At 47.5% G+C, this 12,586-nt stretch carries 12 protein-coding genes; 6 read left to right on the top strand and 6 right to left on the bottom strand.

The annotated features are described in order from the left end of the window. Positions 1 to 225: 225 nt before the first annotated feature. Positions 226 to 1,449, bottom strand: coding sequence for a COP23 domain-containing protein (locus QUA10_RS11060; protein WP_333082853.1), 1,224 nt, complete (start codon positions 1,447 to 1,449; stop codon positions 226 to 228). Positions 1,450 to 1,532: 83 nt separating this feature from the next. Further along, complete coding sequence (locus QUA10_RS11055) at positions 1,533 to 1,658, bottom strand: hypothetical protein (protein ID WP_333082854.1); 126 nt, start codon at positions 1,656 to 1,658, stop codon at positions 1,533 to 1,535. A 52-nt stretch (positions 1,659 to 1,710) separates the two neighbouring features. On the opposite strand from QUA10_RS11055, the gene QUA10_RS11050 reads away from it, so the two are divergent. After that, positions 1,711 to 1,935 (top strand): hypothetical protein, encoded by a 225-nt coding sequence (locus tag QUA10_RS11050; RefSeq protein WP_333086243.1) that lies wholly within the window; start codon positions 1,711 to 1,713, stop codon positions 1,933 to 1,935. Between the two features lie 134 nt (positions 1,936 to 2,069). Here QUA10_RS11050 and QUA10_RS11045 read toward each other — a convergent pair whose 3' ends face one another. Next, entirely contained in the window at positions 2,070 to 2,678 is a 609-nt protein-coding gene (locus QUA10_RS11045; RefSeq protein ID WP_333082856.1) for a COP23 domain-containing protein, read from the bottom strand. A gap of 693 nt (positions 2,679 to 3,371) precedes the next feature. On the opposite strand from QUA10_RS11045, the gene QUA10_RS11040 reads away from it, so the two are divergent. Together QUA10_RS11040 and QUA10_RS11035 are read left to right on the top strand one after the other, a co-directional pair. Then, positions 3,372 to 3,977, top strand: coding sequence for a hypothetical protein (locus QUA10_RS11040; RefSeq protein ID WP_333082857.1), 606 nt, complete (start codon positions 3,372 to 3,374; stop codon positions 3,975 to 3,977). 138 nt (positions 3,978 to 4,115) lie between these two features. Next, the gene (locus tag QUA10_RS11035; RefSeq protein WP_333082858.1) at positions 4,116 to 5,492 is read left to right on the top strand and encodes a cytochrome P450; all 1,377 of its coding nucleotides are present in this window, start codon (positions 4,116 to 4,118) and stop codon (positions 5,490 to 5,492) included. A 539-nt stretch (positions 5,493 to 6,031) separates the two neighbouring features. Here the strand turns inward: QUA10_RS11035 and QUA10_RS11030 are convergent. Next, positions 6,032 to 6,319: a hypothetical protein gene (locus tag QUA10_RS11030; RefSeq protein ID WP_006632921.1), complete on the bottom strand. Its 288-nt coding sequence runs from the start codon at positions 6,317 to 6,319 to the stop codon at positions 6,032 to 6,034. 494 nt (positions 6,320 to 6,813) lie between these two features. Here QUA10_RS11030 and QUA10_RS11025 point away from each other — a divergent pair, with 494 nt between their 5' ends. From QUA10_RS11025 to QUA10_RS11015, 3 genes are all read left to right on the top strand, one after another. Continuing rightward, complete coding sequence (locus QUA10_RS11025) at positions 6,814 to 7,074, top strand: MoaD/ThiS family protein (RefSeq protein ID WP_190660528.1); 261 nt, start codon at positions 6,814 to 6,816, stop codon at positions 7,072 to 7,074. 498 nt (positions 7,075 to 7,572) lie between these two features. After that, positions 7,573 to 8,871 (top strand): threonine synthase, encoded by a 1,299-nt coding sequence (gene thrC / locus QUA10_RS11020; RefSeq protein WP_333041631.1) that lies wholly within the window; start codon positions 7,573 to 7,575, stop codon positions 8,869 to 8,871. A gap of 121 nt (positions 8,872 to 8,992) precedes the next feature. Beyond that, positions 8,993 to 9,268 carry a MoaD/ThiS family protein gene (locus QUA10_RS11015; protein ID WP_006632924.1) on the top strand — a complete coding sequence of 92 codons (276 nt, stop codon included), beginning with the start codon at positions 8,993 to 8,995 and terminating at the stop codon, positions 9,266 to 9,268. Between the two features lie 227 nt (positions 9,269 to 9,495). Here the strand turns inward: QUA10_RS11015 and QUA10_RS11010 are convergent, their stop codons facing one another. Together QUA10_RS11010 and dapA are read right to left on the bottom strand one after the other, a co-directional pair. After that, a complete protein-coding gene (locus tag QUA10_RS11010) occupies positions 9,496 to 11,379 on the bottom strand; it encodes a ribonuclease J (protein WP_333082859.1) in 1,884 nt (627 codons plus the stop codon). A gap of 267 nt (positions 11,380 to 11,646) precedes the next feature. Next, positions 11,647 to 12,570, bottom strand: coding sequence for a 4-hydroxy-tetrahydrodipicolinate synthase (dapA, locus tag QUA10_RS11005; protein WP_333082860.1), 924 nt, complete (start codon positions 12,568 to 12,570; stop codon positions 11,647 to 11,649). Positions 12,571 to 12,586 lie beyond the last annotated feature (16 nt).

Below are 12,586 nucleotides of genomic sequence, written 5' to 3'. Positions count from 1 at the left end.
TGATACCGGAAAAATTTGAATTGGATTAATGTAAGAGTAATTTTATAGCTTCTGTGTTCCAAAAAATCATTAGTTCTATTATGTGAATGATAAATAAGTAAAATATCTCAATTTTTAAGCTAATAAGTAGTTGTTTGAGAGCCCCGACTTATGCAAAAAGTCGCGGTTCTGTGTTTACCCATTACTAATCCATTACTAATCCATTACAAATATTAAATCCCCAATCTAAAATTGTTCCAGCCGTTCCCGGACATCGATATAAAGCACACTACCGCTTTCAGAAAGAGAAGGCACAGCCTTTTGATTCCTCAGCCAAACAAAAAAACTACTAAGTGCAGGAGTCGGATCTTGATCGCGGCGCAGCGTGTAGATCAGACCTTCGCAAGGCCCATTAACACGGCTAGTCGTGCAAATCGCTTTCTGGTTATTTACAATACCCACAGTCACATAATTTAGCTGTTTATTGCGGTTATAATTCTCAAGGCGCTGAGTCACTTGTTGGCAGCGAGTTAGAGGATCGTAGCCCGAACTAGAAAAGAAATTAGAATTCCAGCGAATCCAAGGCTCCCTAAACCCTTGTGGGTTTTGATACACAGTAACTGGTTCCCCGGTCGAGGTATCGCACACAAATCCTCCATCACCCCGATTCGGTTGGTTTTGATCGAAGGCGTTGCTGAGAGAAAGATTGCTGAGAATATCAAAGCTGTTTCGCTTATTTTGTGATAGCAATTCCCTAAAAGCATCGATCGGGATTGCTGCATTCAACCCCGTTTTAATCTCCTCAATCTGACCGTTCCACTGACTCCTAATTGTGCCAACAGTATCCCCCTGGCCGTGAATTCCTACCACCCTGCCATCCGCATCAAATACAGGCCCGCCGCTCATCCCGCGCCTGGTTACAGCTTGGTAGCGCAGACGATACCCTGATGAGGCGCGGCCCAAGCGAGAAGAAATGATACCAGCAGTAAACTCAAGTTTTCGTTCAAATCCCGAAATGGGCAGCGGATAGCCAGAAACGTAAATAGCAGAACCCACAACAGCACGTTCTGACTCGCCCATTGGTGCTACTCGATACTGTTCTCGGCTCTGAAACTGTATCAAAGCCAAGTCTATATCCGTGTCATTTTTCGGTAGGCGCTGTATTCTAATCGCAGCATAATCCTTTTCCAAATGAGTGCGAATGCTGTATTTTTGAGCGAGGCTTGCCACCACATGATTAGCTGTCAGAACAGTGTAAATATTACCCTGTTTGGCAATAATTACTCCCGATCCACTAGCAAAAAAACCCAGCGTATTGTTGACTTCCACAGTTGTCAACGTCGCTAGCTGGGCAATTTCTTCGGCTGTTTTGGCACAGGCAGCATATTGTTGGCAGACAACCGCCGTCACTGTTAATGCACCTGTCAAGATGATTGTCAGCGCGTCAAACCGCAAACTCCACACATTCATCGATAACTCCCTAGATGAAACGACGCGAACTGCAAATATATACGAATCGGAATTCCCCAACTGGATTTAACCATTTTTTCCAATCATTCCGCTGTTGGTTCACTTCCATCTTCAAAAGCATAGACGCCAAAATTTGGATCTCGATACTTGCCCCTACCGTTAATCCCAATCAAGAAACCTTTGGCATTAAAAATCGGGTCGCGACTCATACCGATTTTAACCTTATTTGTATAGCCCAACCTATAACCTTGAGGCAAAGATTTGGGTAGCAGCACCGAAACGAAGCCCGTGTCACCGCCAAACCCCCAACCTCAGCACCCGCAGGAAAGCCCACTGCCAGCATTGCCTCAGACACCGATCCTGCCTCAAGGCTTAATGGTGCTATGTGATACTCGATCGCGCTGCGAAACAGAACGATCGCCCGATCAATATCGCCAAGCCGCCTCAGAACTCCTAGCAGTGGGTGGAGGAGGCTGTCGTCGTTGACAAGTCCGATCGCCACAACCTGCTAGTTCGTCAGCATCCTATAGGTTTGACCCTGCTGCCGGACGATCGTCCCAGAACCAGGAGACATTCCCGTCGGGATGCGTACCGCTGTTTGACGCGCCAAATTTGCCACCTCAATCCTTGGAATTGGTGATGGGATGGAAAATTTGCCAATCTTTAAGGCTGTCCGAACGGTGGGGAAAAGGGGGTAGTTGCGCCTCATCATCGATGTTTTCCCCTAGCTTTTCGCTGACATCAATGTAAGGAATTTTACTGCTTTCATCAAAAGACGGCATCCCGACATATCCTTGGCGCCAAGCCAACAAATTATACAAGGAGCCGATCGGGTCTTGGCCGGGTCTGAGGGTATAAATCAAATTTTGACACCGCCCATTGACTTGATTCGCCGTGCAGATGACGTTCTGGCCGTTCATTTGGCCCGCAGTAATGTACTTAAGCATTCGTTGGCGGCGATAGATTTCGAGGCGTTGACTCACTAATTGACACCGAGTTGCCGGATCGTAGCCAGAACCGGAGAAATAATCGGAAGTCCACTCAATCCAAGGCTCTACGGCACCTTGAGGGTTTTTGTACGCCGTCACCGGCGCACCGGTCGAGGTGTTACACCAAAATCCACTTTCCTCCGGTGCTCGCCGACCGTAACTCGGTTGAGAAGCAACCGTCAGGCCGCTGAGGGCGCAAGCTGTTGCCACCAAAACTTTTGTCAATAATTGCTGTTTCATGATGTTCTCACTCTTTTTGATGGGATTCGACACAAAAATCACCGAATGCTGCGATAACACCCTTGACACGCCTGTTCGTTAAAGATCCGCTGACTGAGGAATTATGTGATTCGCGACTTGACCAGAAACCAGTTTTTTTTACGAAAACACTTCGTTGCAGCCGTTATGCCTGGTTAAACAACCCGGTTTCTTTGCTCTCAATGCGTAAGTTTTGATATTGTTCGCGACTTGTGCATTCCATCTAACCGCGCTTTCGGCGCTGTTCAAAAACCGCTCCGAAGGCGAGCTTAAAATGCGCGCGCCAGTCGGAATTCTGTCCTCATTACTACTAATCCAGCTGGGACTATCGCAAACCGGAAAGAGGCTCTTTACCTCCGATATTGAAATGGCTCGAATTGCAACGGGACATCACACCTACTGACACGGTATTTGATATCACTTTGCGATCGGGGTCCCTAGCTTGATCTGCTGAGATACCGAGACTGCAGGGTTGCACAAATGATGACTAATACTTCCTGTGCCAGATTGATCGAATATGAAAATGAAGGTATTGACCAGAACTCTTAACTTGTTTTCATCTCCGTATTACGGATACCTAGAAATACTTCTAAGTGAGTGTAATCAGGGACTAACTGCTTTCTACTACCAAAGTTCACCCTCCGTACACAGAAGTTTAGTTGAGTATTAAAAACTATGAACCGTATCTGCAAACAGTTAGGATATTTAGGCGTTTGGTTAATTTTGATAGGCGGTAGCGGTTGTTCTAGCTCAGATGCAGCTACCTCAACCGAAAACCAGAGCCAACTCTCCCGAAGCGCCCATCAGTTTCAACAGCTACAGCTAACGGGAAATCAAATTGAGGCTCAATCGAGTCAATTAACGCAGCCTTCTAACTCTGTTGCCTCAGTTTTAGGTAGTGCTGCCCTCTCAGAAAATACTGCCACCGTTACGGTTTATAAGGTAGATACTTTGTGTCAAACTCTGAAGCCGGAAACAGTTACAGGTCCAGACAACCAGTTAATGTCATCGGCGGTTAATGAAGTGTTAAAGCAGCAGATTTTCGATAGTCTTGGTTTGGCTGGTTATCGCCTCAAGATCGATCGCGACCTCGGAATAGCTACCGTGGATCTGCGAGCCTCCGGAAATTCGCGGCAAAAATTGCAAAATCTGTCTAGTTGTCAAATGTTAGGTTTGTTCGGGGGCGTGCGCCAAACTTTAACCAGTTATGCTCCTTGGCAAATCAAAACTGTGCGTTTTACAGAGCTTGGAGAGGATATTTTGAACACGGTTAAAGAATAAGCTATTAAAATTATTGGAGATGGGACTTACGCAATTCTCCCCTTAAAAACAAGGATTGGGAGGGATTGAATAAACCTTCAAACCCTTTGAGGTTTTTTGATGCTGCTAAGTCCTGTGACCAAAAACCCGGTAATTCCTATGACACTACCTGACGGCCCCAAAAGCCCCCGCTTCGTGCAGCTAATTCAATGGATTGGCGATCCGCTGACATACCTGGATCTATCTGCCAAAAAGTACGGGGAGATTTTCACGACTCGATGGAGCAAGCTCAAACCATTCGTGATGATCCACAACCCGCAAGCCATCCAGGAAATGTTCAACAGCAAAGCTTTTGACGCTCCAGGCGAGATCAACGGTATTCTTAAACCCTTGCTGGGAGAACAATCCATGATTGTGATCTCTGGAGAAAAGCACAAACGCGATCGGCAATTATTAATGCCACCTTTTCATGGGGAACGGATGCGGAATTACGGCCAACTAATTTGCGATATCGCTCAAGATGTTGCCAGCAAATGGTCGGTCGATCGACCTTTTGTGGCCCGCAGCGCGATGCAGGAAGTCACCATGCGGGTAATCTTGCAGGCTGTCTTCGGTCTGGATGACGGGCCACGGTTGCAGCAACTGTCCCCGCTGCTGGCTGCGATTATCGATACGATCGGCTCTCCTTTGCGATCAAGTATGCTGTTTCTAGGCTGGATGCAGCAAGATTGGGGACCCTGGAGTCCTTGGGGACGGATGAAACAGCAGCAGCGGAAAATTAACGAACTGATGGACGGCGAAATTGCAGAACGCAGACTGCAACCTGATGCCAACCGCACCGACATTCTCAGCTTAATGATGGCCGCGCGCGACGAAAACGGGCAACCAATGACCAATGAAGAATTGCGCGACGAGTTGATGACGCTGCTGTTTGCAGGCCACGAAACCACAGCAACTGCCCTAGCTTGGGCGTTTTACTGGATTCACCACTTGCCCTCGGTGCGCCAGAAGTTGCTGCAAGAATTGGACAGTTTGGGGGAAAATCCCGACCCGATGGAGATTTCCCGCTTGCCTTATCTGAGTGCAGTTTGTCAAGAAACGGTGCGAATTTACCCGGTGGGAATGCTGACGTTTCCGCGAGAAGTGATCACACCCGTGGAACTGATGGGACATCAACTCGAACCGGGCACGGTTGTTTTCGCCTCGATTTATTTGACCCACAGACGGGAGGATTTGTATCCAGAACCCCTGCAATTTAAACCGGAACGGTTTTTGGAGAGGCAATTCTCGCCTTACGAGTATTTGCCCTTTGGAGGCGGCAGCCGCCGCTGTATCGGCTTGGCGCTGGCGCAGTTGGAGATGAAACTGGTGCTGGCAACAATTTTGCGCGATTTCGACCTCGTATTGGCCGAGAAAAAGCCCGTACAGGCCAAACGCCGGGGGGTAACTTTAGGGCCTGCCGGCGGCGTGCGGATGGCCCTGCTGGGGCGGCGGATGCGGCAGCAGAAGCCTGAACCTGTCGCTACTGGGGTTTAAAGTCGCAGCGGTTACAGCGGGCGATCGAACTTTCAGCTTTGAGTGCGAACAATTTACCGAGAAGGTGCGATCGTCCGCCAATGCCCCGATTTTTTGTAGCACCCGCTACAGATAAATAGCTAGAATCCTTAACCTGTAAGCCTCCCCCCTCTCAATTTTCAAATTCTCAGTCTAAAATAATAGGAGCCTTGCAAACACAGCCTGAAAGCAAAAGTGGGTGATTGCAATAGTCCTCTTGATATCTCAAAAGCCTGCCTGCCATACTTTAAAAACATATGCATACCCTGTTATTCAGCAAGGTCGGAAGCGTGTTGGCATTGCCAGCAATCTTCCGGCCTCTTTATTTTTTGGGTTACTTAAGGCATTGGAGACAAGATGCAGAAGGCAAAGCAAAAGTATAAATTCTCCCCCTGTCCTCATCTCCTCCTCTCCCCAATCTAGAGCTTCTGCCTCTAATTCCCATAGAATCCGACAGCAAGTTTAAGGAATCACTAAGGAATAATTAATAACTTGTTAAATTATCTCCTTCTACCCTTCTCTCAATCTTCGGTTTTCAGAAATTCCGATACCGAGACCGACTTCGGGAGACTCTCCAGATCTTGAATTTCGCTTTCGTGGGCAAAAAACTCGACTTCTTTGTCGTCAATCTGGATCTGATAGCTAGCGGTAGCTGTCACAACCCGTCGCTTTTTTTTATCTTCTATTAAAACCCAACACACGACAGGCCTTACCCATCTCTCAACGTGCTGGCTTTGCTTCGTGCTCCCAAAGGCATACCAGCCTTTAGCTTCAATAATTTGAAGCACTTTAAAATCGTTATTTGCCATATATCTCTATCGCGTTAACTTCAGTATTGTTCTTAGATAAAAAGGCTAGCTTGCTAAGCAGGGTAAAGGTTTGAACATTCCCAGCCGCAATTGATAACCTGATTTTTTGTCAGGAGAAGCGGGTTGACAAGGCTTTGTCTGCGTTGTTGCCCGCTAAATGTAGTGCGAGCTTTTTGTACTCTCCCACAATTACCGTAAAGTATCTATACCGCATCCTCAAAAATTATTCTCGCATTAGCCTCAACAGCAGCTAAGTAGACCTTAGCTAGCTGCATCTAACTGGATGCCAACTGCTTCTAACGCCTGGTTGGTGAGAGCGATCGGCATACAATATTGTTAAGACTTTTTGCTGCAATCAACTATCATCTTTACCCGATGGGGTAAAACTTAACTAGAGGTTGCCGCTTTCAATTCTAAGCCTCGGCGCGCCTAATTCCTAATTAATTGTATGGTGTAGTTGATAATTGCCAAACCGTCGATCGCACTAAACTACCGTGTCTGACTCTTCAATTACCGTCACAGTTAAACTGTTCGCCGCCTTCGGTGAAGCCTACGGCGTTTCGGAACTTACATTAGAACTTCCTCCCGAAACCCCAGTGTCTCAAGTGCTCGAAAACTCGATCGCCCAATATCCTCAATTAGAACAATGGCGCGATCGTACCCGCTTCGGCCTCAACCTGGAATTCGTCTCCCCCGACACCATCCTCCAAGACGGCGACGAAGTTGTGCTCATCCCTCCCGTCAGTGGCGGGTAGCCTAAGTTGGTTAATCTGAAATGTTGCACCATTCTCAATAAGCTTTTTATGAACAGGCAAGATGCCTGTTCCACAAGAGATGAATTTTTTTGTGGAACAGGCATCTTGCCTGTTTTTGAGAATGGTGCAACATCTCAGTTAATCAAAAATTCGAGGTTTTGTAGTTGTGTTCGATCGCACCACTGCCCAATTGTTCGCCCAAAAAAGATTTATTAAGTTTTGTAACAATTCCGTCGCCAAATCATCCTTGAACTCGATCGGGCTCGCGTGCGGGTCTGACAATCTGGAGGTCCAGCCCGATCCTTAAAACAAGTCAAATCCTTGTGGAGTGGGCGTCCCGCTCGCCCAAATATCAAAGTTAAATACACCACTGTTTACCTCAAAAGTAACTAAAAAATCAATCCCGACTAAAAAAATCGGGTATGGTTGACGGGGTAAATTGACCGTGTTAATCTTGCACAAGACTAAGAAAACATCGCAAAACTAGAGAGTTGAGCTATGACCCAGGCCACCAGAACACAATCCACAGCAGCAACCTTCACAGCCCTCAAATGTAAAGAATGCGGCGAAGAGTACGAACTCCAAGCCAAGCACGTCTGCGATTGCTGTTTTGGCCCGCTTGAAGTCAAGTACGACTACGACGCCATCCGCCGCACCGTCACTCGCCAAACCATCGAAGCAGGCCCCAACTCGATCTGGCGCTACCGCGCATTTTTACCAGTCGCTACAGATAACGTCATCGATGTCGGCACGGGGATGACTCCTCTATTAAAATCCCACCGCTTGGCGCGCCGCCTCGGTCTAAAAAATCTTTATATTAAAAACGATGCCGTCAATATGCCCACTCTCAGCTTTAAAGACAGAGTGGTGTCAGTCGCCCTCAGCAGAGCGAGAGAATTGGGTTTCACAACGGTATCCTGTGCCAGCACCGGCAATTTAGCTAACTCTACGGCTGCGATCGCCGCCCACGCAGGACTCGACTGCGTAGTCTTCATCCCCTCCGACTTAGAAGCAGGCAAAGTCCTCGGCACTCTGATTTACAATCCAACTGTCATGGCAGTTCACGGCAACTACGACCAAGTTAACCGCCTGTGTTGCGAAGTCGCCAATACACATGGCTGGGGATTTGTCAATATCAACTTGCGTCCCTACTATTCCGAAGGCTCAAAAACCCTCGGTTACGAAGTTGCCGAACAGCTAGGCTGGCAATTGCCGGATCACATCGTCGCTCCCCTCGCCTCCGGCTCTTTGTTCACAAAGATTTACAAAGGCTTTAATGAATTCATCGAAGTCGGTTTAGTGGATGAAAAGAAAGTCAGATTCAGCGGTGCCCAAGCTGACGGCTGTTCCCCCATCGCCCAAGCATTCCGCGAAGGTCGCGATTTCGTCAAACCGGTGAAACCGAATACAATTGCTAAGTCGATCGCGATCGGCAATCCAGCCGACGGTATGTACGCCTTGGAAATCGCCCGCAAAACCAACGGCAACATTGAATCTGTCAGCGACACCGAAATCATCGAAGGCATGAAACTGCTAGCAGAAACTGAAGGCATCTTCACTGAAACCGCAGGCGGCACGACCATCGCAGTCTTGAAGAAACTCGTAGAAGCAGGTAAAATCAATCCCGATGAAACCACCGTCGCTTACATTACCGGCAACGGTTTGAAAACGCAAGAAGCAGTTCAAGGCTACATCGGCGAACCCATCACCCTCGAACCGAAACTAGAAGCGTTCGAGCGCGCCCTAGAACGTGCCCGCACACTGGAACGCTTAGAATGGCAACAAGTTTCGGTTTAACAGCTATTAGTCGGTAGTCATTAGTCATAGGTTGTTAAGCTGTTGACTGATGACTACTGACTGATGACTAATGACTGAGGACTAATAACTAATAAATGACTACTGACTAAGGACTAAAAAAATGACCGTCAAAGTTTTAATTCCCACTCCCCTGCAAAAATTTACCAACAATCAAGCCACCATCGAATGCGCCGGCGATAACATTTCCGAACTAATTGAATCGCTGGAAACTAATTGTCCCGGCATTAAAAAAAGCCTGTGCGACGAAAAGGGAGAACCCCGCAGATTTCTTAACTTCTACGTCAACAGCGAAGACATCCGCTTTTTAGATGGCTCAAAAACTGCTCTCCAAGATGGCGATGAAGTTAGCATTGTTCCAGCAGTTGCTGGTGGCTGATTTTGCAACCGCAGATGGTGGCAGATAAACACAGATGAACGCAGATAGAATTAATTACTATCTGCGTTCATCTGTGTTTATCTGCGGTTAAAAACTATTCCCTCACTTAGTGAGGAAATCTATTTGTGAAATCAAATCTAGGCTTGTAGTTGCGCTTGGGCGTCCAAGCGCAACTACACAACCTCAAACTCCTTTCTTGGTTCGCAGTGCGTCCGAGAATTATCGCCCTAAGAAGCTGCCCTTGCAGCAGTCCGGGGACGACGCCGGCCCGTCACCTGATTGGCAGGAGATGGCAAGGCTGGCGATGATGGCGATGATGGTGCTGCCGATGATGGCGATGATAATAGCTTAGGTGCTTCCAGGGAACCGGGAGATGCTGCTGCTTTTTCCGATCGCACTGCTTCTTCAGGAATCTGCATCAGGAATACCAGCAGCGGATTGCTTTGCAGTTCCCGGCGCATCACTCGCTGAATTGCTTTTTCTATTTGGGTTTGCACTCCTACCCAGTCAATGTCAACTTGTGAGTCAGCAGTGGCGGGTTTGACAAATTCTGACCAGCGATCGCTCAAAACTGTTTCAATGGTTTGAGTGATTAATTTGATCACCTCCGCGCGATCGGCTGATGTCACTACACCTTTCAAGTGAACTTCTGGTTTGGCAACTAATTTGCCTTCCCAATTCAAAGCCGCCGCTACAGTTACAACGCCATCTCCGGCCAACTGCTGACGTTCCTTGAGGACGCTGGCTTTGACAACGCCCGATCGAGAAGCATCTACCAATTCAATTCCTGAAGGCACTTGACCAGCAACTCGTATAGAATTTTCGGTCAACTCTACGACATTGCCGTTGTCAATAACCACCATATTGCTAGCGGGAATGCCCATGCTTTGAGCCGTCTTGGAGTGCTGGATCAGCATCCGGTGTTCCCCGTGCACTGGCAAGAAGAACTTGGGACGAGTCATGTTAATCATTAACTTTTGGTCTTCTTGACAGCCGTGGCCGGAAACGTGAATGCCTTTGTCGCGACCGTAAACCACGTGTGCTCCCAGCATCATCAGTTTATCGATCGTATTTACCACTGCGATCGTATTTCCCGGAATCGGATTAGCTGAGAAAATGACTGTATCGCCCTTTCTGATTTTCAGTTCGTGATGTTCGCCGTTAGCAATGCGAGTCATCGCCGCCATCGGTTCGCCTTGGGAACCTGTAGTTAAAATCAGTACCTTGTCTTCAGCCAAATTGCGGATTTCTTTCAGGGGTTTGAAAATACTATCTTCGCACTTGATGTAGCCGAGATTGCGGCAGTGAGCGATGACGTTAAGCATCGACCGGCCAACCACTCCGACATACCGATTGTTTTTCTTAGCCAAGTCCAAAACAATTTGCAATCGGTGTACCGACGAAGCAAAAGTCGTCAGCATCACTCGTCCCGGTGCTTGAGCGATAATTCTGTCTAAATTCGGCGCCACAGAACTTTCCGAAGCGGTAAAACCGGGAACTTCCGAGTTAGTAGAATCGCTGATCAAGCACAGCACGCCTTTCTCACCGTACTCCGCTAGCTTTTGCAAATCAAAATGCTCGCCGTCTACAGGAGTGTGGTCAATTTTAAAGTCGCCGGTGTGGATCACAATTCCGACGGGAGTATGAATTGCCACTGTAAAACTGTCGGCCATCGAGTGAGTGTTGCGGATGTATTCGACTAAGAAATTCTTGCCAATTCTTACAGTATCCCTGGGTCGAACCGTTCTCAATTCAGTGCGGTGAGACACTCCCGCTTCTTCCAATTTTCCGGCTAGCAAAGCCATCGCCAAACGGGGGCCGTAGATGACCGGAATTTCAAATTGTTTGAGGTGATAAGGGATACCGCCTATGTGGTCTTCGTGACCGTGAGTCACGATCATACCTTTAATTTTATGGCTGTTTTCCCGCAGGTAAGTCATGTCTGGAAGGACAATATTTACCCCGTGCATTCCATCTGTCGGGAACGCTAAACCGGCATCTAAAAGAATGATTTCGTCGCCGTACTCGAACACACAAGTGTTTTTACCGATTTCGTGCAGCCCGCCGAGGGGAATAACTTTTAGAGCAGATGCAGTTGTATTTTTGATCATGCGTATCCTTTGTTAGTTATTTTTGTTATTGGTCTGTGGTCTTTGGTCTGTCGTCTGTCGTCTGTCGTCTACTGTTCGTTGGTAGGGCGATATTTTTCCAAATATTTATGGAAAAATCCCTGGCGGGTTTTACTCTCCCGTACAGTCAGTTGTCTTTGGCCTTCATTCTTCTATCTTCAGTCTTTAATCCTTGACTGTTAGCTACTTACTAACACTTAATTACTAATGACTGATGACTCAAAACTAATGACTGATAACAACCAATATTCAGTTGTCTGAAAACTCGTTCTCGCTCGTCTTGCTAGCTGATACTGCTGCTAGCTGACTCAGTACGTCCTTTAACTTTTGAGTTACCTCAACGGGCGGATCGCACAGGGGCGGACGGGTGGACCCTACATCCCAGCCTTGAAGTTTGAGAGCTGTCTTGACGGGAATGGGATTTGTGGTGAGAAAAAGAGCTTTAAACAGGTCAAAAAGTTGCAAGTGAATCTGGGTAGCGACTTGAACTTGACCGGCCTCGAAAGCTTTGATCATCTGTTGCAGTTGCTCTCCTACCAGATGGCTGGCTACGCTAACTACACCAGATCCTCCTACCGCCAACATTGGCAAAGTTAGGGAATCATCTCCAGAATAGATGGCAAATTCAGGGGATGTCAAGCACCGAATTTGACTTGCTTGATCCAAGTTGCCACTTGCTTCTTTTACGGCCACAATGTTGGGGATTTGGGCCAATCGAGCCACCGTCTCCGGCAACATATTCTGACCAGTGCGACCGGGGATGTTATATAACATTATAGGCAATTCTGGAGCAGATTGCGCGATCGCCCGAAAATGATTATATAAACCTTCTTGCGGGGGTTTGTTGTAATAAGGAACCACCTGCAAACAACCATCTAACCCGAGTTTAGCTGCTTTTTTCGTAGCTGCGACTGCTTCTGAAGTAGAATTAGAGCCTGCTCCTGCGATTACCAACGCCTTACCGGCCACCGCCTTTTGTACTACCTGAAATAATTCGTACTCTTCATCCCAGGTCATAGTGGGAGACTCGCCAGTAGTGCCGCACACTACCAAGCTATCCGTACCGTGATCGGCTAAATGAACTGCCAATTGTTCTGCTACCGCATAGTTAACGCTGCCGTCTTCCTTAAACGGCGTAATCATTGCAGTCAGAACACGTCCAAACTTTACCACACTTTCTCCGATTTTA

The sequence above is a fragment of the Microcoleus sp. Pol8_D6 genome (assembly GCF_036700965.1).
Classification (GTDB): domain Bacteria; phylum Cyanobacteriota; class Cyanobacteriia; order Cyanobacteriales; family Microcoleaceae; genus Microcoleus.
The sequence above is the reverse complement of the archived record's forward strand: the minus strand, read 5'-3'. Positions and strand labels throughout refer to the sequence as shown.

Coding starts and splice junctions, on each gene's coding strand:
- QUA10_RS11060 (WP_333082853.1), bottom strand. CDS start 1,449: ATGAATGTGTGGAGTTTGCGGTTTGACGCGCTGACAATCATCTTGACA.
- QUA10_RS11045 (WP_333082856.1), bottom strand. CDS start 2,678: ATGAAACAGCAATTATTGACAAAAGTTTTGGTGGCAACAGCTTGCGCC.
- QUA10_RS11015 (WP_006632924.1), top strand. CDS start 8,993: ATGACCGTCAAAGTTTTAATTCCCACTCCCCTGCAAAAATTTACCAAC.
- QUA10_RS11010 (WP_333082859.1), bottom strand. CDS start 11,379: ATGATCAAAAATACAACTGCATCTGCTCTAAAAGTTATTCCCCTCGGC.
- QUA10_RS11055 (WP_333082854.1), bottom strand. CDS start 1,658: ATGAGTCGCGACCCGATTTTTAATGCCAAAGGTTTCTTGATTGGGATT.
- QUA10_RS11030 (WP_006632921.1), bottom strand. CDS start 6,319: ATGGCAAATAACGATTTTAAAGTGCTTCAAATTATTGAAGCTAAAGGC.
- QUA10_RS11035 (WP_333082858.1), top strand. CDS start 4,116: ATGACACTACCTGACGGCCCCAAAAGCCCCCGCTTCGTGCAGCTAATT.
- thrC (WP_333041631.1), top strand. CDS start 7,573: ATGACCCAGGCCACCAGAACACAATCCACAGCAGCAACCTTCACAGCC.
- QUA10_RS11040 (WP_333082857.1), top strand. CDS start 3,372: ATGAACCGTATCTGCAAACAGTTAGGATATTTAGGCGTTTGGTTAATT.